Source organism: Aeromicrobium sp. P2_G6 (assembly GCF_056403535.1).
The window spans coordinates 1,257,247-1,277,242 of sequence record NZ_JBFUFH010000001.1 but is presented as its reverse complement, the minus strand read 5'-3'; the positions used below and the strand labels follow the sequence as shown (position 1 = coordinate 1,277,242).

Here is a 19,996-nt window from a genome sequence, read left to right as displayed (position 1 = left end):
CGTCAGGTGACTTCCCCGGCTCGAGCGAGCTCACCGACTCGCGGGGTCTCGATACGGCCTGCTCGCAGAGCTCGCTGCCCTACTCGACCGGCAACAACGCTCAAGGCCTTCTCAGAAACTGGAACACGTTCTAGATTGTCGACATGATCATCGACGTGCCCGAGGGCAAGGACCCCATCAGCTACGTGTGGGGCGAGATGGTGCCCGGGATCGGCAGTGCGGCTGCCACGTTCTCGATGAAGGTCTACTCCGACTCGACCCTCGGCCTCCGAGAGTTCGAGGCGGCGCGACTGCGGATAGCCCAGATCAACGGCTGCCTGTTCTGCCAGGACTGGCGCACAGAGCGCGAGGGCGAGACGGTCGAGGACTCGTTCGACCAGGCTGTGCAGGAGTGGCGCACGACTGAGGCGTTCGACGAACGTACGCGGCTGGCTGCGGAGTACGCCGAGCGCTACGCGACCGACCATCACAGCATCGACGACGCATTCTGGCAGCGGATGCTGGCGGAGTACGACCAGCGCGAGATCGTCGAGCTGAGCATGTGCCTGGGCTCGTGGCTCGCATTCGGGCGGCTCAACCGCGTGCTCGGCCTCGACGCCGTGTGCGTGTTGCCGTCGCACCTGTCGGCCCGCTGATGGCCGAGTCTCAGTTCGCCGGCCGCAGCATCCTGGTGACGGGTGCGTCCTCGGGACTCGGCGCGGCGGCCGTACGCCGGTTCGCTGCGGGCGGCGGTCTCGTCCACGCCGCCTCCCGTGACCAGGAGAAGCTTGCCGAGGTCGCGGCATCCTGTGCGGACCTGCCCGGGAAGGTCCGGTTCGGTCACCTCGATGTCTCGTCAGCCGCCGACTGCCGGGCCGCGGTCGCTGCCACGGTCGACGCGTACGGGCGGCTCGACGTGCTGGTCAACAACGCGGGGCGACACGACTTCCGAGTGACCACCGACGTGACCGAGGAGCAGTGGGACGCGGACATCGCGCTGAACCTCAGCGGCGCGTTCCACCTGTCCCAGGCAGCGATCCCACATCTGCTCGAGACCGGGGGCAACATCGTGAACGTCGCCTCGGTGGCCGGGGTGATGGGCGAGGCATACTCAGCGGCGTACACAGCTGCCAAGCACGGCATCGTCGGCCTCACCAGGGCGCTGGCGATCGAGTACCTGAAGACACCGCTACGGGTGAACTGCGTGTGCCCGGGCGGGATGGACACCCCGCAGGCGCAGACCATCAGCGTTCCCGACGATGCGGACTGGGAGCTGATCATGCGCGTCGCTGCGAACCGCGGTCTGATGGATGCCGACAGCGTCGCGGCGGTCATCGTGTTTCTGGCCTCGGACGACGCGTCCTCGATCCACGGCAGCATCCAGATGGTCGATCACGGCCACCTCGCCGGCTGACTCAACGGCGAGCGTCAGGAGCAGAGCGAGTCGCTGGCCGTGCGGGTCGTCGCCTTGACGGCGTCGGGTGTGCTCGGCTCGAAGCCAGCCTGCACCCGATCGGTCCCCACGATCAGCCATACGCCCGTCATGCCGCTGGGCTGCTCGACGATCTCGGCCTTGAAGCCGAACTTCTTGTTGAGCGCCTTGGCCGTCGCGAGCGCCTCGGGGGTGCTGTCGACGAAGATGCGGGTCTTGGCTGAGTTCTTCTGCGCCGTCCCGATGCCGGAGACCACGTACCCCTCCTTGGCCAGCGCGGCCTGGCCCGATGAGGCGAGGCCCTGCGTGCTGGTGGCGTTGAGCACCCTGACGGGGGTCTTGGGGGCCGTCGTGGTCTCGGTGTCCTTGCTCTCGACCGGGACCTCTCGATCCTTGGCGATCGAGGCGAAGATCGTGTCCGCGTCAGCGGTCTTGACGACGCGGTTGGGGTCGGTCGGTGCTGCGCCGGTGGGCATCGTGATGAACCGGATCTTGGAGTCCGGCACCGCCTTGGCCCGCTTGGCGAGGCCCGTGAGCTTGGAGATCGATGAGATCCCCTCGTCGACCGTGATCGACGAGGTCAGGGCGTTGAGGAACTTGAAGAGCCGGTCGGGGCGGGTCAGCACACCTGCGCTCCGGGCGCGGCTGATGATCGACGACATGACGACCTGCTGGTGACCGAGACGGCCGATGTCGCTGCCATCGCCGACGGCGTGGCGCGTACGGGCCAGAGCCAGGGCGTTCTTGCCGTTGAGATGCTGCTTGCCGGCCGGCAGGTTGAGCTTGGCGTCGGGGTCGACCATGGGCTTGTCGAGGCACACGTTGACGCCGCCGAGGGCATTGACCATCGAGGCGAAGCCGTCGAAGTCCAGCTGCACGAAGTGGTCGATGTGGACGTTGCTGATGGCCTCGACCGCGCGCACGGAGCAGGCCGGACCGCCGGCCAGCGCCGAGTTGATCATCAGGTTGGCGCCGCCGGCGAAGGCTCCGCTTCCGGTGTCCTTGCAGGCGGGGAGGGTCGTGAGCGTGTCGCGCGGGATCTGGACTGCCTCGACGCGCTTGTTGCCCTTGGAGAAGTGCACGAGCATCAGCGCATCGCTGCGCTGTCCGGCTTCGTTGCCGTAGCCCTTGGACTTGAGCTTGCGGGAGTCGGAGCCGATGAACAGGATGTTGGTCGCGCCCTCAGGGGTGTCGTCCTTGACGAGCGACGGGCCCAGCTGGTTCGACTCGATGTTGCCGTTGAGCTTCTGGTAGGCCGCAGCACCGCCGATGCCGAGCACCAGCGCGAACACGCCGAAGCCGATCACGAGGCGTCGCCAGACCCGTTTCGGGCGGCGTCGAGCGCCCTTGGGTGTGGGTGGCGTGGCATCGCTCGTCACGGTCGAATCTCCTGCAGGTCGAGGGCCGATCACGGATCGGCAGAACTCCTGAGCATACGAGTCGGGCCTGAGAGAACGATGTGAACGCGACGTGATGCTCCACACGGCCCGACGCGGGACACACCGCCGTGGGTCAGGGCTTGGCGGTCAGCTGGAAGAGCTTGATCTGCCGGTCGGTGCGCTGCTCGTACTTGGCGAAGTTGGGCCACGTGTCGACCATGTGCGCCCACGCAATTTCGCGTTCGTCACCCTCGAGTCGGCGCGCGACCATCGCCGACGTACGGCGCCGGAATCGTGCCGTGACCTCGGGGTTCGCCTCGATGTTCTTGACCCACATCGGCTCCTTGTCCATGCCGAAGTTCGACCCGGCGACCAGGATGTCCTGGCCGTACGGCACGCAGAGCAGTGGGGTGTCGCGTGGGACGCCGCTCTTGCGCCCGATCGCGGTGAGCATCAGGTTGGGCAGCCCAGCCATGCCGAGCAGGCTGAGGCGTCCACGAGTCACCCGCTGCAGCAGCTTGTCGACCCACATGATCTGCGGCACGTAACGCGGCAGCCACGGAATGGAGCCGATACGCACGGCGAGCGGAGTGAACAGACCCATGCCGGAAGAGTATGGCGCGAAGCTAGCCGAGCCCGCCGTCCTCCACGGCGGGGAACTCGGTCTTGTCGTTCGGAGTGACCTTCTTGGCCTCGTCCGGTTGGATCGCCACGACGCGGCCCAGCTTGAGGTCGATCGAGATCGTCACCGTCCGCAGACCGACGATCGAGTCGTAGTGGAACGTGAACGGCTTGTAGTCATCTGTCGCCTCGTCCCACGCGATATCCGGAAGCGACACCGGCCCGAGCGTCAACGGCTGCGGCAGGATCACGTGTCGTGAGACACCGATCAACCGCAGGTCTTTCGCGTGCCAGGGTCCCTGCTCCTCCGGCGGCAGGCTCGTCAACAGGTCGAGCAACGTCTTGTCGAGATCCGGTAGAGCGGTCGGCAGGTCCTTGATGATCTGATCCGCCTCTGCGATGTCGTCCGCCGACAGGGTCGGGATCTCTGCGGCCGGCACGTCTTCGTGGATGACCGGTCGTGCGCTTGGGTCGTCAGACTGCCCGCATGCAGCGACGCCCATGAACACCGCTATGACGAACAGCCAGGCAGCCCGCCTCATTGCGTTCCGGGGCGTCATCAGCTCACGCCGTAGACAGGTTCCGGGTTTCCGGCCTCGGCGATCAGGTTCTTCAGCGCGGCGCCAACCTCGGCGGCGTCCCAGCGTCGACCGGCGTCCCGCTTCGGTCCGTGGGTCCAGCCCTGCTCGAGGCAGATCTGGCCACCCTCGACCTCGATGACCCGGCCCGTGACGTCACCGGCCTCGACCGACGCCAGCCAGGCCACCACGGGCGAGTTGTCCTCGGGCTCCGGCATCGCCGAGGTGTCGAACGCTCCCTCGGTCATACGCGTCTTGGCGACCGGCGCGATGGCGTTGACCGTCACGCCGTACCGGCCGAGCTCGGCAGCGGCGACCAGGGTCATACCGGCGATGCCGGCCTTGGCAGCGGAGTAGGTCGTCTGGCCGATCGAGCCCTGCAGCCCGGCACCCGAGGAGGTGTTGATGACACGGGCAGCGCGCGTACGACCTTCCTTCGACTCGTTGCGCCAGTACGCACCCGCATGACGCAGCGGCGCGAAGTGACCCTTGAGGTGCACCCGGATGACCGCGTCCCACTCGTCCTCGGACGTGTTGACCAGCATCCGGTCGCGGACGAAGCCGGCGTTGTTGACCAGGATGTCGAGGCCGCCGAACGTGTCGATGGCCTGCTGCACCATGGCCTCGGCCTGCGCGAAGTCCGCGACATCGGCACCGTTGGCGACCGCCTCGCCCCCGAGTGCCTTGATCTCGGAGACGACCGCGTCCGCCGGCGACTCGGCGTCGGACTCACCCGCCAGCGAGACACCGAAGTCGTTGACCACGACCTTCGCGCCCTGCCTGGCCAGCTCGAGCGCGTGCGCCCGGCCGATGCCGCGGCCCGCTCCGGTCACGATCGCGATACGGCCTTCGAGAAGATTCACTGCTGCTCCTTGGTGACGACGTGCAGGAAGACGGGAGGTTCGCCGCCGCCGTGGCAGGCGAGGGTGGCCCCGGAGACGTACGAGGCGAGGTCCGAGGCGAGGAACGCGACGACGCGGCCGACCTCCTCGGGCTCCGCCATCCGCCCCAACGGAATGGTGGCCTCGACCGCGGCGACCCTCGCATCGTCGCCGTAGTGGTCGGCGGTCTGCTCGGTGCGGCACAGCCCGACGTCGATGCTGTTGACCCTGACGCGGGGGCCCCACTCGACGGCAAGCGACTTCGTCAGGGAGTCGACGCCGGCCTTCGCGGCGCCGTACGACGCGGTGCCGGGCGACGGACGCAGCGCAGACACCGACGAGATGTTGACGATCGCGCCACCGTCGGGCTGCCCTTGCATCACGTCGTTGGCCGCCTTCGAGACGGTCAGCACCGCGGAGAGGTTGAGGCCGAGGATCTTGTCGTCGAGCCGGGAGCTCGAGTCGGCGGCAAGGGCGTACGGCGCCCCGCCGGCATTGTTGACGAGCAGGTCGAGGCGGCCGTGCGTGGCGACGACGCTGGCGATCAGTGCCTCGACTGCGTCCTCATCGCGTACATCGCAGATCAGGTGCTCCATGCCCTCCGCCGGATCCGAGGCGTCCGAGCGGCCACACGTGACCACCGTGGCGCCCGCCTCGACGAGCACCGCGGCAATCCCGCGACCGATCCCACGGGAGCCGCCGGTCACCAGCGCGACGCGTCCGGAGAGATCCAAGGCCAGAGTCATGCTGACAGGCTACCAAGCAAATGTTAGGTTGGCAGCCATGACCATACGTTCAGAGCTCCGCGACGACGGCATCCGCGTCGTCACGATGGACCACCCGCCGGTCAATGCGCTGACGGTCCAGGGCTGGTTCGACCTCGCGAGCGCGCTCGACGAGGCCGGCGCCGACCTCGCCACGAAGGTCGTCGTGCTCCGCGCCGAAGGCAAGGGGTTCAACGCCGGGGTCGACATCAAGGAGATGCAGAACACGACCGGATTCGACGCCCTGATCGGTGCGAACAAGGGCTGCTTCGCCGCGTTCAAGGCGGTGTACGAGTGCGCCGTCCCGGTGATCTCCGCGGTGCACGGCTTCTGCCTCGGTGGCGGGGTCGGCCTGGTCGGCAACTCCGACATCGTGGTCGCCAGCGACGACGCATACTTCGGGGTGCCCGAGGTCAACCAGGGCGCACTCGGCGCGGCGACGCACTTGGCGCGGCTCGTCCCCCAGCACCTGATGCGCACCCTCTACTTCACCGCCCGGACCATTCCGGCGACCGAGCTGGTCCAGCACGGCTCGGTGTTCGACGTCGTGCCGCGCGACCAGCTCGACGACCTGGCGCTGAGCCTCGCCGCGGAGATCGCCGCCAAGGACGGCCGGGTCATCCGTGCCGCCAAGGAAGCGCTCAACGGCATCGACCCGATCGACGTCAACACCAGCTATCGCTTCGAGCAAGGATTCACGATGGAGCTCAACCTGATGGGCGTGAGCGACGAGCTCCGCGACGACTTCGCCGGAACGGCGAAAAGTGTGCAGAGTGCTGGCACAGACAAGGCTGCCAAATGAGAGCACCGTCGAAGGAGCTGACGATCGACCAGGTCGTCGGCCGCATCGAGAGCGGGATGACCGTCGGCATCGGAGGCTGGGGTTCACGGCGCAAGCCGATGGCGCTCGTACGCGCGATCCTGCGCAGCGACCTCACCGACCTGCACATCGTGTCGTACGCCGGACCGGACGTCGGCCTGTTGCTGGCGTCCGGCAAGGCCAGCCGGGTGACGTATGCCTTCGCGACCCTCGACTCGATCCCCCTCGAGCCGCTGTTCAGCAAGGCGCGGGTGGAAGGTTCCGCGGAGTTCCGGGAGTGGGACGAAGGCATGTTCCAGACCGGCCTGCGAGCCGCCGCCCAGCGTGTCCCGTTCCTGCCGACGCGCGCCGGCCTCGGCTCCGCCGTGCTGGAGAACGACCCGGACCTGCGCACGGTCGTGTCGCCGTACGACGACGCCGAGGAGCTGGTCGCTGTGCCGGCTCTGACCCTCGATGTGGCCCTGGTGCACATGAACCGCTCCGACGAGTACGGGAACGCGCAGTACCTCGGCCCTGACCCGTACTTCGACGACCTGTTCTGCATGGCCGCGCGCGAGGCGTACGTCTCCACCGAGCAGATCATCGACTCGGCCGGGCTGACGGTCGACGCACCGCTGCAGAGCATGCTGCTCAACCGCACGATGGTCGCCGGCGTGGTCGAGACGCCGAACGGCGCGCACTTCACCACCTGCACCCCGGCGTACGAGCGGGACGAGAAGTTCCAGAAGGCGTACGCGACGGCCGCGAAGACGCCAGAGGACTGGACGGCGTTCCACGAACGGTTCCTCGCCGGCGATGAGGCGGCCTACCAAGCCGCCGTCACCGCGTTCCGAGCCGAGGAGGCGAAATGAGCGAGCGCCAGCGAGCGAATCAAAGGGCACTCATGCCGGCAGGTCCGTATCTTTGCCTTTCCACGGAGGTGCCGGCATGAGCGACGTGACCCGATCCGAGCACTGCGCGGTCGCCATCGCGGACTGCTTCGCCGACGACGGCGAGATCATGGGCAGCCCCATGGGACTGCTCCCCACGCTGGGCGCCCGGCTGGCCAAGAACACGACGAACCCGAGGCTGATGCTGACCGATGGCGAGGCTCGGATCCTGCGTGGCACGCCCCCGCTCGGCCAGACTGCCGACGTCACCGAGGGCTGGATGCCGTTCCGGCTCGTGCTGGAGTCCGTGGTCACCTACGGCAAGCGCCACGTGATGATGGGCGCCACCCAGATCGACCGGCACGGCAACCAGAACATCTCCGCGATCGGCCCGTGGGACAAGCCGACCCGCCAGCTGCTGGGCGTACGAGGCGCCCCCGGCAACACTGTGAACAACAAGACGTCTTACTGGGTGCCCAAGCACTCCACGCGAGTCGTGGTGGAGCAGGTCGACGTCGTGTCCGGCATCGGTCGCGCCCGGGCCGAGGCTGCCGGCCCTGCTGCGACGCGGTTCCACCATGTGCACCGGCTGGTCACGAACCTCGGCGTCTTCGACTTCGGCGGGCCCGAGCACACGATGCGCTTCGTCTCGGTGCACCCCGGGGTGACGATCGATGAGGTACGCGCGGCGAGTGGGTGCGAGATCCATGCCGACGGCGAGGTGCCCGAGACTCGTACGCCCACGGATGGCGAGCTGGTGCTGATCCGCGAGCTGCTCGACCCGTCGAACATCCGCGAGCGGGAAGTGCCGACCTCGTGATCGACCAGCTGCTGTCGACCCCGCTCACCGAGCTGACCGGCGTACGCCATCCGGTCGTCCAGACCGGCATGGGCTGGGTCGCCGGACCGAGCCTGGTCAGCGGTACCGCAAACGCCGGTGGCCTGGGCATCCTCGCGTCGGCCACGATGACGCTGCCCGAGCTCGAGCAGGCCATCATCGAGGTCAAGGAACGCACCGACCAGCCGTTCGGTGTGAACCTGCGGGCTGACGCCGCCGACGCCCCGGCGAGGTGCGACCTGCTGATCTCGTACGGCGTCAAGGTCGCCTCGTTCGCGCTGGCGCCCAAGCCCGAGCTGATCGCCCGCCTCAAGGAGCACGACATCGTCGTCATCCCCAGCGTCGGGCTGCCCAAGCACGCGGTGAAGGTCGCGTCGTGGGGCGCCGACGCGGTGATGATCCAAGGTGGCGAGGGCGGTGGCCACACCGGCTCGGTGCCGACCACGCTGCTGCTGCCGACAGTGCTCGACGCGGTCGACATCCCGGTCATCGCGGCGGGCGGGTTCTTCGACGGCCGCGGGCTCGCCGCTGCCCTCTCGTACGGCGCTGCCGGCGTCGGCATGGGCACCCGGTTCCTGCTGACGGCGGACAGCCGTGTGCCGGACGAGGTCAAGCAGCGCTACCTCGCCGCGGGCCTCGACGACACCGTGGTGACCAAGAAGGTCGACGGCATGCCGCACCGCATGCTCCGCACCGACCTCGTCAACCAGGTCGAGGGCGATGCCGGCATACGGCGCGTCCTCCCGACCGCGCGGCGCACGCTCGAGTTCAAGCGCATGGCCGGGATGACATGGAAGCAGCTCGCCGTCGACGGCCGCGCGATGCGCAAGGAACAAGGCCGCACCCTCGGCCAGCTCGCCCTCGCCGCGAACACGCCGATGATGCTCAAGGCCGGGCTCGTCGACGGCGACGCGACCGCCGGTGTCCTCGCCTCCGGTCAGGTGGTCGGCGTCATCGACGACCTGCCGACCTGCGAAGAGCTCATCGACCGCGTCATCACCGAGGCGGCGTCGGCCCTCAAGCGGGCCAGTGACTATGCGGTCTGAGGACGGTGGAGGAGCGGTGACTTAGGGCTCAAGAATCGACGCCCGGTGGGCCCTGACTCACCGCCAACGGGGGGTCTAGCTCGCTGCGGCGATCGCCGAGAGGATCTTCTCAGCGAGGTCTGCCCGGCAGATGACGAGGTCGGGCAGGTAGGGGTGAGCCGCGTTGTATGTCAGCGCCGACCCGTCCACCCGTGACGCGTGCAGGCCGGCCGCGAGCGCCACGCCGACCGGCGCGGCCGAGTCCCACTCCCACTGGCCGCCCGCGTGCAGGTAGGCGTCGGCGTCGCCGCGCAGCACGGCCATCGCCTTGGCGCCGGCCGAGCCCATCGGCTGCAGTTCCGCGTCGAGCTCCTCGGCCACCGCGGCAGCAAATGCCGGCGGGCGGGTGTCGCTCACCAGGAAGATCGGATGCGAGTGCGGGCCGCGCATCGCCGACGAACGCCCGGTCGAGTAGACCGTGGACAGAGCGGGCTGAGCCACCGCAGCGGCCGTGATCGCTGAGCCCGGTGCCCCCCGCTCCCACAGTGCGACGTGGACCGCCCAGTCCGCACGACCCGCCATGCCGTACTCCCGGGTGCCGTCGAGCGGGTCGATGATCCAGACCCGATCGGCGGAGAGGCGCTCGGGCGAGTCCGCCGACTCCTCGGACAGCACGGAGTCTCCCGGTCGTCGCTCGGCCAGGAGCGCGATGAGCAGCTCGTTGGCCTTGGCGTCCCCGGCCTTGCCGAGCTCCTTGCCGGTCAGGCCAGAGGTCTCCTGCAGCTCGAGCAGCAGTGCTCCCGCCCGCTCGGCCAGCTCAGCCGCCAGTGCCGCATCCCGCTCCTCGTTCATACCTGCTCCACCCGGTCGATGACGATTCCCGCGAGCGTACCTGCGTCACCGTCGCTCGGCCGCAACAACAGGTCCGGGCGCATCGGTGCCTCGTACGGCGCGTTGATCCCGGTGAAGTCCGAGATCTCGCCGGCGCGCGCCTTGGCATACAGCCCCTTGGTGTCCCGGGCCTCGGCCACCTCGAGCGGGGTGTCCATGAAGATCTCGAGGAACGGCAGGCCGTCGGCTTCATGGGCAGCGCGGGCCGCGTCACGGTCCGCGCGATAGGGGCTGACCAGCGAGACGATCGCGACGACGCCGGCATCCGCGATGAGCCTGGCCACCTCGGTCACCCGACGTACGTTCTCCTGCCGGTCCTCGGGGCTGAACCCGAGATCAGAGTTGAGGCCGTGGCGCAGGTTGTCGCCGTCGAGGATGTATGCCGGTTGGCCGGAGGCGACCAGGCGGCGCTCGATCTCGACCGCGACGCTCGACTTGCCGGAGCCGGACAGGCCGGTCAGCCACAGCGTCATGCCCTTGGTCTTGCGGTGCTCTCGCGTCACCGCACCGCTGTGCCAGACGATGTTGGGCTCGTTCTGGCTGGCGCCGAGGATCATGCCGGCGGCGACGGTGTTGTTGGTGGCCTCGTCGATCAGGATGAAGCTGCCGGTGTCACGGTTGCGGCGATAGGGGTCGAAGTGCAGCGGCTTCTGGGTGCGCAGTCGTACGCGGCCGATCTCGTTCAGCCCGAGCGTCGGCGCGTCCTCCACGCGGTGCAGCGTGTTGATGTCGAGCCGGTACTCGAGCTCCTTGACCGACACGCGGGTGTCCCGCGTGGTGTGCAGCATCGTGTACGTCGTGTCGGTCGACAGCGTCAGGTCGCTGTCCATCCAGCTGATCATCGCGTCGACGTCCTGCGTGCTGGTCGGCCGGTTGTTGGGCCGGCAGAGCATGTCGCCGCGGCTGATGTCGAGGTTGTCGGCCAGCTCGATCGTCACCGACTGACCGGTGAAAGCCTCGTCCAGCTTCGTCCCGCCGGGGCCCCAGACGTTGGTGACCATCGTCGAGAATCCCGACGGCAGCACCACGACCTCGTCGCCCGGCCGGAAGACACCGCCGGCCACCGTGCCGGCATACCCACGGAAGTCGTGGAAGTCGGCCTGCTGCGGCCGGATGACGTACTGCACCGGCATACGGGCGTCGATGAGGTTGCGGTCCGACGCGACGTGCAGCTCTTCGAGGTAGCCGAGCAGGGCCGGCCCTTCGTACCAGGGCATCGCGCTGCTCGGGGTGACGACGTTCTCGCCGGTGAGCGCCGAGACCGGGATGAACGTCAGGTCGGGGACCTCGAGCTTCGACGCGAACGCCTCGAACTCCGCGCGGATCTCGTTGAACCGCTCCTGGGAGTAGCCGACGAGGTCCATCTTGTTGACGCACAGCACGAGGTGAGGGATGCCGAGCAGGGTCGCGAGGAAGGCGTGGCGCCGGGACTGCTCGAGGACGCCGTTGCGCGCATCGATCAGGATCAGCGCGACGTCCGCAGTGGACGCACCGGTGACCATGTTGCGCGTGTACTGGATGTGGCCGGGGGTGTCGGCGATGATGAACTTGCGCTTCGGGGTCGCGAAGTAGCGGTATGCCACGTCGATCGTGATGCCCTGCTCCCGCTCCGCCCGCAGGCCGTCGGTGAACAGTGCGAGGTCGGGGCCTTCGTGACCGCGAGCAGCACTCGCCGACTCGATGGCACCGAGCTGGTCCTCGAAGATGGCCTTGCCGTCGAACAGCAGCCGGCCGATGAGGGTGGACTTCCCGTCGTCGACGCTTCCGGCGGTGGCGATACGCAGCAGCTGCGACATCAGAAGTAGCCCTCTTTCTTGCGGTCTTCCATGCCGGCCTCGGAGATCGCGTCGTCGGCACGCGTCGCACCTCGCTCGGTGATGCGAGCCGCGGCCACCTCGGCGACGACCGCCTCCGGCGTCGCGGCCTGCGACTCGACGCAGCCCGTGCAGGTGGCGTCGCCGATCGTGCGGAACCGCACCGTCATGTCGACCGGCTCCTCGCTCTGCTGCGGCTGGATGAACCGGTTGACCGCGAGCAGCATGCCGTCGCGCTCGACGACGGTGCGCTCGTGCGCGTAGTAGAGCTCCGGGAGGTCGATCTCCTCCTGGAGGATGTAGTTCCAGACGTCGAGCTCGGTCCAGTTGGAGATCGGGAAGACGCGGATGTTCTCGCCCTTGCGGTGCCGGCCGTTGTAGAGGCTCCACAGCTCCGGGCGCTGGTTCTTCGGGTCCCACTGGCCGAACTCGTCGCGGAAGCTGAAGACGCGCTCCTTGGCGCGCGCCTTCTCCTCGTCGCGCCGGGCACCGCCGAACACGGCGCCGAACTGGTTCTCCTTGATGCCGCGCAGCAACGACACAGTCTGCAGCTTGTTGCGGGGGCCGAGGGGTCCGCCGATCTCAGCGACGCGGCCGGCGTCGATGTCGTCCTGCACGCTGGCGACGATGAGCCGCAGCCCGAAGCGCTCGACCGTACGGTCGCGGAACTCGATGACCTCGTCGAAGTTCTGCCCGGTGTCGATGTGCATGACGGGGAACGGCACGGGTGCCGGCCAGAACGCCTTGGCCGCCAGGTGCAGCATCACGACCGAGTCCTTGCCGCCGGAGAACAGCAGCGCAGGTCGTTCGATCGTCGCCGCGACCTCGCGGAAGATGTGCACCGCTTCGGCCTCGAGCTTGTCCAGGTCGGTCAGCACGTACGTCTGGGTCATGCCGCACGCTCGCGAGGGGCAGGACTGAAATAGAACATGTTCTAGTTTTGCAGGCGGCAGCAAGAACCGCAACCAAACTCGCGCACACGGCTACAGTCGGCCCGTGAAGACGTACGTCGTCAGCGGGGCCGCCAGCGGGATCGGGGCTGCGACCACGTCGTTGCTGCGGTCCCAGGGCGATCAGGTGATCACGATCGACCGGCGCGATGCCGACATCGTCGCCGACCTGTCGACGCTCGACGGGCGTACGCACGCGGTGGCCGCGGTCCAGGAGCTGACCGACGTCGTGCACGGCCTCGTCCCCTGCGCGGGCATCGCCGGGGCGACCGGCGTCGACTCCGCACTCGTGGTCTCGGTCAACTTCTTCGGCGCGGTCGCGCTCGTACGCGGGCTGCAGCCCCAGCTGGCAGCCGCCGGTGGCGCCGGTGTCGTCCTGCTCGCGTCGAACTCGATCACGGGCATGCCGGGCTGGCGCGCCTCGGTCGCAGGGCACTGCCTCGCCGACGACGAGCCGGCCGCACGGGCCGACGCTGCCGGGGCCGAGTCCGTCATGGTCTACCCGGCGACCAAGGCCGCGCTGGCCTGGTGGGCCCGCCGCGAGTGCGTGACCGACGCGTGGATCGGGCAGGGCATACGACTCAACGCCGTGGCGCCCGGCATGATCGCCAGCCCGATGACCGACCAGCTCCTCGCCGACGTGGAGATCGGCCCGCTCGTCGAGGCCTATCCCACGGCGATCGGCCGGGCGGGCCGCACCGACGAGATCGCGGCACTGATCGCGTTCATGCTGTCGGACGCCAACAGCCTGATGGTCGGCTCCGTCGTGTACGCCGACGGTGGCACCGACGCCATGCTGCATCCCCAGTCACCCGAGGGCTGGAACGTCTGACATGGCCGACCCGGTGGCGTACGCGCGTTCGCAAGCTCGCGTCGTCCGAATCTGCGAGTCCGCTACCGATGCGAGGACACTGCGCCTCCAGCTGGTCGACGAGATCCGACGCGTGGTCGGCTTCGACGCGTACGCGTGGCTGTTGACCGATCCCGGGACCTCAGTCGGGTCTGCGCCGTTGGCGGACGTCCCCTGCCTGCCCGAGCTCCCGCTCCTGGTCCGCCTCAAGTACGTCACCGACATCAACCGATGGACGACGTTGACCGACTCGCCTGTCGCCTCGCTCCACGACGCGACCGATGGTGACCTGTCCCGAAGCCGCCTGTGGCGCGATCTGCTCTCTCGGTACGACATCGGCGACGTGGCGTCGCTTGTCCATCGGGACCGATTCGGGTGTTGGGGATTCCTCGACCTGTGGCGGTCCGGCACGGCGCGGTTCACTCCGGCCGAGATCGACTACCTCGCCGGCATCGTCGCTCCGGTGACGACGGCCTTGCGTCGGTGCCAGGCCAGCACGTTTGTGGCGGCGCACGGAGATGCCCGCCGGATCGGCCCGGTGGTGCTGCTGTTGTCCCCGGATCTCGACGTGCTCCGGCAGACCGCCGAGACACAGGAGTACCTGCGGGCGCTCGTGCCACCAGAGGAGGGCCAGGCGCCGATCCCGGCGAGCGCCTACAACGTCGCCGCCCAGCTCCTGGCCGTCGAGCAGGACATCGACCAGAATCCTCCGTCTGCCCGGGTGCATGTCTCGGACGGCCGATGGGTCACCCTGCGCGCTGCCCGGATCGGGGAAACGGCAGCCGTCGGCGACCGCGACATCGCCGTCACGATCGAGGAGACCTCGCCGACCGAACGAGCGGAGCTGTTCGCGAGCGCCTTCGGGTTCACCGCGCGTGAGCGCGAGCTGTTGAGCCACCTCATGACCGGGACCGACACCCGCCAGGTCGCAGGCCTCATGTTCCTGTCCGAGCACACCGTGCAGGACCACCTCAAGTCGATCTTCGCCAAGACCGCCACGCACAACCGTCCCACCCTGTTGTCCCGCGCCCTGGGCACCTGACCGCCTCGTGCTGCGCGGTGATGACCGCGATTGCCTTCATGAGCCACTCACCAGCTCGAGGATCCTGGTCTGCGGGGTTCCGACCAAGGCTGGCGCGTTCTCGGAGGATGTCCAGACCTTCTCCCGCAAGAACGTCAGGAACTTCTCTGCCTCGTCGACCGTGCCGAAGTCGAGATCGATGACCACGTAGTGCGGATCGTCGAGCGGTCGCTGGACCCGGTGCGCACGAACGCCGGCCTCCTCCCGGAGCTCCGCGAATCGGTCGAAGGCTGAGTTCCAGAGCTCGAAATCCACGATGGCGTGTTCGATCTGAAGCGTGGTCATGGCGACTCCTGCGTTGAGAGAGTGATCCTCATCAACGCTAGGTAGCGAGCCTGCGACGGCCCATCCCAGAATCCTGGGGTCCTCTGGTCAATGCTGGAGCGTCTAGCGACCTTCGACGTACGCCTTGAAACTTTTGCTCCCGGTGTCGAGCGCGCTCTTGAGCACCCGCTTGAGCACGAACCCGGGCATCGGCACCTTGACGCCGATCTCGAGGTCGAGGCGTACGTGTGTGCCGCCGTCGGTCGGCGTCAGCGTGTAGGTCGCGACCTGCATGGACTGGACCGAGCTCTCGGCCAGCGTCCAGGTCACGGATCGCGGCTCGTCCCACGTGTAGTCCGTGACCTCTTCATCGCTGAATCCCGCAGCCGAGACCTTGGCACGTACGCGCTGGGGTCGCCCGTCCGGGTGTCGCGACTCGACGGTTGCGGACTTGTGCGCGCTGGAGCGCTTGGGGAGATCCTCGACAGCTGCCACCGCGTCCATGACCTGCTCAGGTGTCGCGGCGACGTCGAACTCAGTGGTGCCAGAAACGGCCATGGCCGACAGCGTAGCCAGTCACCGCGTCGGCGGGATGTTGTTTCACGTCGCCCGTATACGTACAATTTCCTGTACGTACGCAGGAGGGCGTCATGAAGACCCTGAGCTATTCGCAGACGCGAGCAAATCTCGCGGCGACACTCGACGCCGTCACGGATGACCGCGAAGAAGTGGTGGTGACCCGCGCTGGTCACGAGCCTGTCGTCATCGTGTCCCTGGACGACTACGAATCGCTCAAGGAGACCGCGTTCCTCCTGAAGAGCCCAGAGAACGCTCGCCGACTTCTTGCCTCGATCGATCGACTCGAGAGCGGGGGCGGCGTCGAGCGGGAACTCGCTGAGTGAGGTTCGTCTGGGACGAGTCCGCGTGGGACGACTACGTCTGGTGGCAGCAGCAGGACCGGAAGCTCGTCAAGCGGATCAACCTGCTGTTGAAGGACGTCGCTCGCAACGGCAACGAGGGCATCGGCAAACCCGAACCTCTGAAGCACGGGTTTCAGGGCTACTGGTCGCGTCGCATCACCGACGAGCATCGCCTCGTCTACAAGGTCGTCGACGATGACGTCCGCATCGCCGCCTGCCGCTATCACTACGGCAGTTGACCCAGACGGGCCCGGGACGGTGGTTGAGGTGCGCAGGCCGCCCGCGGCCGAAGCCTCGAAACCACCGGCGAATGGGTGCTAGAGCCTTTCGATGATCGTGACGTTGGCCTGGCCGCCGCCCTCGCACATGACCTGCAGGCCGTAGCGGCCGCCGGTGCGCTCCAGCTCGTTGACGAGTGTCGTCATCAGGCGTGTGCCGGTGGCGCCGATCGGGTGGCCGAGGGCGATGCCACCACCGTTGACGTTGACCTTCTCGTGCGGCACGTCCAGCTCCTGCATCCAGGCCAGCACGACCGAGGCGAACGCCTCGTTGCACTCGAACAGGTCGATGTCGTCGACGGTCATACCCGCCTTGACGAGCGCGTGCCGGGTCGCGCCGATCGGGCCGGTCAGCATCCAGATCGGGTCGTCGGCACGTACAGACAGGTGTTGCACACGCGCTCTCGGGGTGAGCTGGTGATCCTTGACGGCCTGCTCCGACGCGATCAGCATGGCACTCGCCGCATCGCTGATCTGCGACGCGACGGCGGCGGTGATCCGGCCGCCGGGTGCCAGCGGCTGAAGGGCCGCCATCTTCTCCAGCGACGTCTCGCGCGGGCACTCGTCGGTCGCGAAGTCGCCGACCGGGGCGATCTCCCCCGCGAACCTGCCTTCGGCGATCGCCGTCCGCGCCCGCTCGTGCGACGCGAGGGCGAACTCCTCCATCTGCTCGCGGCTGATGTCCCACTTCTCGGCGATCATCTCTGCGGACTTGAACTGGCTGACCTCCTGGTTGCCGTAGCGCTCCAGCCAGCCCGGTGACTCCGCGAACGGCGTCGTGAAGCCGTACTGGTCGGCGACCAGCATCGCCGCGGAGATCGGGATCGCGCTCATGTTCTGCAGGCCTCCGGCGACGACCAGGTCCTGCGTCCCGGACATCACGCCCTGGGCGGCGAAGTGCACCGCCTGCTGGGACGAGCCGCACTGCCGGTCGATCGTCACGCCGGGCACGTGGTCGGGAAGCCCCGCGACCAACCAGGCCGTACGCGCGACGTCTCCGGCCTGCGAGCCGATCGTGTCGCAGCACCCCATGATGACGTCGTCGACGGCACCCGGGTCGATGCCGGTGCGATCCATCAAGGCCCGCAGGATGTGGCCGCCGAGGTCGGCCGAGTGCATGCCGGCGAGCGAGCCGCCGCGCTTCCCAACCGGCGTCCGGACGGCGTCGACGATGTACGCAGATGGGAGGCTCATGTGGTGATCCCGTCCAGGAGGATGGTGAGGTACTGGTCGGCCACGTCGTGGTGACTGAGCTTGGCGCCGGGGCGGTACCACCGCACCGCCACCCAGACGGTGTCGCGGATGAAGCGATAGACCAGCTCGACGTCGAGGTCCTGGCGCAAGGCGCCGGAGCTGACCCCTTCGCGCAGCAGCGTCAGCCAGACGTCGCGCGACTGCTGGTTGCGCTCGGCGAGGTAGGAGAACCGGTCGAACGTGCCGAGATAGTCGGCCTCGTTCTGGAAGATCGCCACCTCGTTGCGGTGGTGGTCGATCGCCTCGAACGACACCCGCACCGCCGCCTCGAGCTTGGCACGCGGGTCGTCGCTGCCGGCGAGGATCCCCGCGTACGCACCGAACAGCTCCTCCTGGAACGACGACAGGATCTCGTCGATCATCGACTCCTTGGAGTCGAAGTGGTGATAGAGCGAACCGCTCAGGATGCCGGCGGCGTCGGCGATGTCACGGACCGTCGTGTTCTTGAAGCCCTTGGTCGCGAACAGCTCTGCGGCGATCTGCAGCAGCTCCTCGCGGCGGGTCTGGGTCGCAGTCATCTCAGGCCCTCTGACTCGACACGGAGATGACCTCGCCGGTCAGGTACGACGAGTAGTCCGACGCCAGGAACACCATCACGTTGGCCACCTCCCACGGCTCGGCCGCCCGGCCGAACGCCTCACGTTGCTTGAGCTCGGCCAGCAGCTCGTCGCTGGTGACCTTCGCCAGGAACGGGTGCATCGCCAGCGACGGCGCGACCGCGTTCACCCGGATACCGTACGGCGCGACATCGAGCGCGGCACAACGGGTCAGGGCCATCACCCCGGCCTTCGCGGCGGCGTAGTGGGCCTGCCCCTCCTGGGCCCGCCAGCCGATCACCGAGGCGTTGTTGATGATCACGCCGCGCTTGTCCGCGTCCCGCATGCGGTTGCCGGCGGCGCGGACGCACCGGAACGTGCCGGTGAGGGTGATGTCGAGGACGCGCGACCACTCGTCGTCCTTCATCTCGAGGACGTCGGCGGTGCCGCCGAGACCGGCGTTGTTGATCATGATGTCGACCCCGCCGTGCTCGTCGGCGAGGTCGAGCAGCGCCTGCACCTGGTCCTCGTCCGTCACGTCGACCGCGAGCGCACGCACGCGCTCGTCGCCGAACTCCGCGGCCAGCGCATCACGCGCCTCCCCGAGTCGTCGCTCGTGGGTGTCGCTGATGACGACCACCCCGGCACCCTCCTCGAGAGCACGCCGGGCCACGGCCGCACCGATCCCGGCACCAGCGGCGGCGGTCACCACGACTACCTTGTCCGTCAGCAGGCCGTGCCCCGGAACGTACGCGGGGGTGGGTTGTTCCGGTCGCATCGTTGTCATCCGCGGGCCTCCTTGGGAAGGCCGAGCACGCGCTCGGCCAGGATGTTGCGCTGGATCTCGTCGCTGCCGCCATAGAGCGTGTCGGCGCGGGAGAACAGGAAGAGCCGCTGCCAGCGGTCGAGGTCGTACGACTCGCCGGCGGTCAGCGAGCCGGCGCCGCAGACCTCCATCGCCAGCTCGCCCAGGCGGCGGTGCCACCCGGCCCAGACGAGCTTCGCGACATTGTCCGCGCCCGGCGTTGCCTCGGTCAGTGACCGGACGGCGTTGACCCGCATGACCTCGAACTCCGCACTCTGCGCAGCGAGCCGGTCGCGGATGACCGGGTCGTCGAGGGCGCCGTTGCTGCGGGCCAGGTCGATCAGGTCGTTGAGCTCGCGCTCGAAGCCGACCTGCTGGCCGAGCACGGACACGCCGCGCTCGAAGCCCAGGAGACCCATCGCCACGCGCCACCCGTCGCCGGGTTCGCCGACGATCATCGCGGCCCGCGTCCGGGCGCCGGAGAAGAAGACTTCGTTGAACTCCGAGTCGCCGGTGATCTGCTCGATCGGCCGGATCTCGACGCCGTCCTGATCCAGCGGCACCAGCAGGAACGACAGCCCGTGGTGGCGCACCGAGCCCGGCTCGGTGCGGGCGATGACGAAGATCCAGTCGGCCTCGTGCGCCCACGACGTCCAGACCTTCTGGCCGTCGACGACCCACTCACCCGCAGCCTCGTCGAGCACCGCACGCGTGCTGACGGCGGCGAGGTCGGAGCCGGCGCCGGGCTCGGAATAGCCCTGGCACCAGAGCTCATCGACGGTCCGGATAACCGGCAGGAAGCGGGCCTTCTGCTCGTCGGTGCCGAACTCGATCAGCGTCGGGCCGAGCAGCTGCTCACCGAGGTGGTTGACCGTCTCCGGCGCATCAGCGCGGGCGTACTCCTCGTGGAAGATCGCCTGCTGCGCGAGGCTGAGTCCGCGACCGCCGTGCTCCTCCGGCCAGCCGAGGCAGGTCCAGCCATGCTCGGCGAGGTGACGGTTCCACGCGCGCCGTTCTTCGTACGCTTCCGACCCGCCGACGCCCTTGAGGGCCGCCCACTCGCCGACGAGATGCTCGGCGAGCCACGTACGCACCTGCTCGCGGAAGGCATCGTCGTCCGGGTTCATATGAGGTAGCCTACCAAGCACTTGCTTGGGCATCGACAAG

General features: G+C 68.3%; 24 protein-coding genes. 10 read left to right on the top strand and 14 right to left on the bottom strand.

All coding sequences use genetic code 11. The features are described 5' to 3' along the window. Positions 1-143 precede the first annotated feature (143 nt). Both AC1DVU_RS06340 and AC1DVU_RS06335 read left to right on the top strand, forming a co-directional pair. Positions 144-635: a carboxymuconolactone decarboxylase family protein gene (locus AC1DVU_RS06340; RefSeq protein ID WP_476921574.1), complete on the top strand. Its 492-nt coding sequence runs from the start codon at positions 144-146 to the stop codon at positions 633-635. Then, positions 635-1,393, top strand: a complete 759-nt coding sequence (locus AC1DVU_RS06335) for an SDR family NAD(P)-dependent oxidoreductase (protein WP_476921573.1) — start codon at positions 635-637, stop codon at positions 1,391-1,393. Before AC1DVU_RS06340 ends, AC1DVU_RS06335 begins: the two co-directional genes overlap by 1 nt. A gap of 14 nt (positions 1,394-1,407) precedes the next feature. Here the strand turns inward: AC1DVU_RS06335 and AC1DVU_RS06330 are convergent, their stop codons facing one another. The 5 genes from AC1DVU_RS06330 to AC1DVU_RS06310 form a co-directional block, all read right to left on the bottom strand. Further along, positions 1,408-2,790, bottom strand: coding sequence for an LCP family protein (locus AC1DVU_RS06330; RefSeq protein ID WP_476921572.1), 1,383 nt, complete (start codon positions 2,788-2,790; stop codon positions 1,408-1,410). A gap of 133 nt (positions 2,791-2,923) precedes the next feature. Next, the gene (locus tag AC1DVU_RS06325) at positions 2,924-3,394 is read right to left on the bottom strand and encodes a nitroreductase family deazaflavin-dependent oxidoreductase (protein ID WP_476921571.1); all 471 of its coding nucleotides are present in this window, start codon (positions 3,392-3,394) and stop codon (positions 2,924-2,926) included. 22 nt (positions 3,395-3,416) lie between these two features. Then, positions 3,417-3,953, bottom strand: a complete 537-nt coding sequence (locus tag AC1DVU_RS06320) for a hypothetical protein (protein WP_476921570.1) — start codon at positions 3,951-3,953, stop codon at positions 3,417-3,419. Between the two features lie 17 nt (positions 3,954-3,970). Further along, on the bottom strand, positions 3,971-4,852 hold the full coding sequence (locus AC1DVU_RS06315) for an SDR family oxidoreductase (RefSeq protein WP_476921569.1): 882 nt from the start codon (positions 4,850-4,852) through the stop codon (positions 3,971-3,973). After that, the gene (locus AC1DVU_RS06310) at positions 4,849-5,616 is read right to left on the bottom strand and encodes an SDR family oxidoreductase (RefSeq protein WP_476921568.1); all 768 of its coding nucleotides are present in this window, start codon (positions 5,614-5,616) and stop codon (positions 4,849-4,851) included. Before AC1DVU_RS06310 ends, AC1DVU_RS06315 begins: the two co-directional genes overlap by 4 nt. A 37-nt stretch (positions 5,617-5,653) precedes the next feature. Between AC1DVU_RS06310 and AC1DVU_RS06305 the strand changes: the two genes are divergently transcribed. The 4 genes from AC1DVU_RS06305 to AC1DVU_RS06290 all read left to right on the top strand — a co-directional run bounded on the left by AC1DVU_RS06305 (position 5,654) and on the right by AC1DVU_RS06290 (position 9,207). Then, positions 5,654-6,436: an enoyl-CoA hydratase family protein gene (locus AC1DVU_RS06305; protein ID WP_476921567.1), complete on the top strand. Its 783-nt coding sequence runs from the start codon at positions 5,654-5,656 to the stop codon at positions 6,434-6,436. Further along, entirely contained in the window at positions 6,433-7,305 is an 873-nt protein-coding gene (locus AC1DVU_RS06300) for a CoA transferase subunit A (protein WP_476921566.1), read from the top strand. The genes AC1DVU_RS06305 and AC1DVU_RS06300 overlap by 4 nt, the downstream gene beginning before the upstream one ends. Positions 7,306-7,381: 76 nt before the next feature. Then, positions 7,382-8,143, top strand: a complete 762-nt coding sequence (locus AC1DVU_RS06295) for a CoA-transferase subunit beta (protein WP_476921565.1) — start codon at positions 7,382-7,384, stop codon at positions 8,141-8,143. Then, on the top strand, positions 8,140-9,207 hold the full coding sequence (locus AC1DVU_RS06290; RefSeq protein ID WP_476921564.1) for an NAD(P)H-dependent flavin oxidoreductase: 1,068 nt from the start codon (positions 8,140-8,142) through the stop codon (positions 9,205-9,207). The genes AC1DVU_RS06295 and AC1DVU_RS06290 overlap by 4 nt, the downstream gene beginning before the upstream one ends. Positions 9,208-9,282: 75 nt before the next feature. On the opposite strand, the gene AC1DVU_RS06285 is transcribed toward AC1DVU_RS06290, so the two are convergent. Genes AC1DVU_RS06285 through cysD form a run of 3 tightly spaced genes read right to left on the bottom strand, consistent with a single transcriptional unit; the run spans position 9,283 to position 12,784 of the window. Next, entirely contained in the window at positions 9,283-10,038 is a 756-nt protein-coding gene (locus AC1DVU_RS06285) for a 3'(2'),5'-bisphosphate nucleotidase CysQ (protein ID WP_476921563.1), read from the bottom strand. After that, positions 10,035-11,873 carry an adenylyl-sulfate kinase gene (gene cysC, locus AC1DVU_RS06280; RefSeq protein ID WP_476921562.1) on the bottom strand — a complete coding sequence of 613 codons (1,839 nt, stop codon included), beginning with the start codon at positions 11,871-11,873 and terminating at the stop codon, positions 10,035-10,037. Before cysC ends, AC1DVU_RS06285 begins: the two co-directional genes overlap by 4 nt. Beyond that, on the bottom strand, positions 11,873-12,784 hold the full coding sequence (cysD, locus tag AC1DVU_RS06275) for a sulfate adenylyltransferase subunit CysD (RefSeq protein ID WP_476921561.1): 912 nt from the start codon (positions 12,782-12,784) through the stop codon (positions 11,873-11,875). The genes cysC and cysD overlap by 1 nt, the downstream gene beginning before the upstream one ends. A 103-nt stretch (positions 12,785-12,887) precedes the next feature. On the opposite strand from cysD, the gene AC1DVU_RS06270 reads away from it, so the two are divergent. Both AC1DVU_RS06270 and AC1DVU_RS06265 read left to right on the top strand, forming a co-directional pair. After that, positions 12,888-13,673: an SDR family oxidoreductase gene (locus AC1DVU_RS06270; RefSeq protein ID WP_476921560.1), complete on the top strand. Its 786-nt coding sequence runs from the start codon at positions 12,888-12,890 to the stop codon at positions 13,671-13,673. A gap of 1 nt (position 13,674) precedes the next feature. Further along, positions 13,675-14,733 carry a helix-turn-helix transcriptional regulator gene (locus AC1DVU_RS06265; RefSeq protein WP_476921559.1) on the top strand — a complete coding sequence of 353 codons (1,059 nt, stop codon included), beginning with the start codon at positions 13,675-13,677 and terminating at the stop codon, positions 14,731-14,733. A gap of 36 nt (positions 14,734-14,769) precedes the next feature. Here the strand turns inward: AC1DVU_RS06265 and AC1DVU_RS06260 are convergent, their stop codons facing one another. Further along, entirely contained in the window at positions 14,770-15,057 is a 288-nt protein-coding gene (locus AC1DVU_RS06260) for a hypothetical protein (protein ID WP_476921558.1), read from the bottom strand. A 102-nt stretch (positions 15,058-15,159) separates the two neighbouring features. Then, on the bottom strand, positions 15,160-15,594 hold the full coding sequence (locus tag AC1DVU_RS06255; RefSeq protein ID WP_476921557.1) for an SRPBCC family protein: 435 nt from the start codon (positions 15,592-15,594) through the stop codon (positions 15,160-15,162). Between the two features lie 92 nt (positions 15,595-15,686). Between AC1DVU_RS06255 and AC1DVU_RS06250 the strand changes: the two genes are divergently transcribed. Continuing rightward, complete coding sequence (locus AC1DVU_RS06250; RefSeq protein ID WP_476921556.1) at positions 15,687-15,938, top strand: type II toxin-antitoxin system Phd/YefM family antitoxin; 252 nt, start codon at positions 15,687-15,689, stop codon at positions 15,936-15,938. Beyond that, positions 15,935-16,195, top strand: coding sequence for a Txe/YoeB family addiction module toxin (locus tag AC1DVU_RS06245; protein ID WP_476921555.1), 261 nt, complete (start codon positions 15,935-15,937; stop codon positions 16,193-16,195). The genes AC1DVU_RS06250 and AC1DVU_RS06245 overlap by 4 nt, the downstream gene beginning before the upstream one ends. 78 nt (positions 16,196-16,273) lie before the next feature. Here AC1DVU_RS06245 and AC1DVU_RS06240 read toward each other — a convergent pair whose 3' ends face one another. The 4 genes from AC1DVU_RS06240 to AC1DVU_RS06225 are packed head-to-tail and all read right to left on the bottom strand — an operon-like array spanning position 16,274 to position 19,956. After that, positions 16,274-17,428 carry an acetyl-CoA C-acetyltransferase gene (locus AC1DVU_RS06240; protein ID WP_476921554.1) on the bottom strand — a complete coding sequence of 385 codons (1,155 nt, stop codon included), beginning with the start codon at positions 17,426-17,428 and terminating at the stop codon, positions 16,274-16,276. Then, complete coding sequence (locus AC1DVU_RS06235) at positions 17,425-18,006, bottom strand: TetR/AcrR family transcriptional regulator (RefSeq protein WP_476921553.1); 582 nt, start codon at positions 18,004-18,006, stop codon at positions 17,425-17,427. The genes AC1DVU_RS06240 and AC1DVU_RS06235 overlap by 4 nt, the downstream gene beginning before the upstream one ends. Position 18,007: 1 nt before the next feature. Beyond that, positions 18,008-18,811, bottom strand: a complete 804-nt coding sequence (locus tag AC1DVU_RS06230) for an SDR family oxidoreductase (protein ID WP_476921552.1) — start codon at positions 18,809-18,811, stop codon at positions 18,008-18,010. Next, positions 18,808-19,956, bottom strand: a complete 1,149-nt coding sequence (locus tag AC1DVU_RS06225; protein WP_476921551.1) for an acyl-CoA dehydrogenase family protein — start codon at positions 19,954-19,956, stop codon at positions 18,808-18,810. The genes AC1DVU_RS06230 and AC1DVU_RS06225 overlap by 4 nt, the downstream gene beginning before the upstream one ends. Positions 19,957-19,996 lie beyond the last annotated feature (40 nt).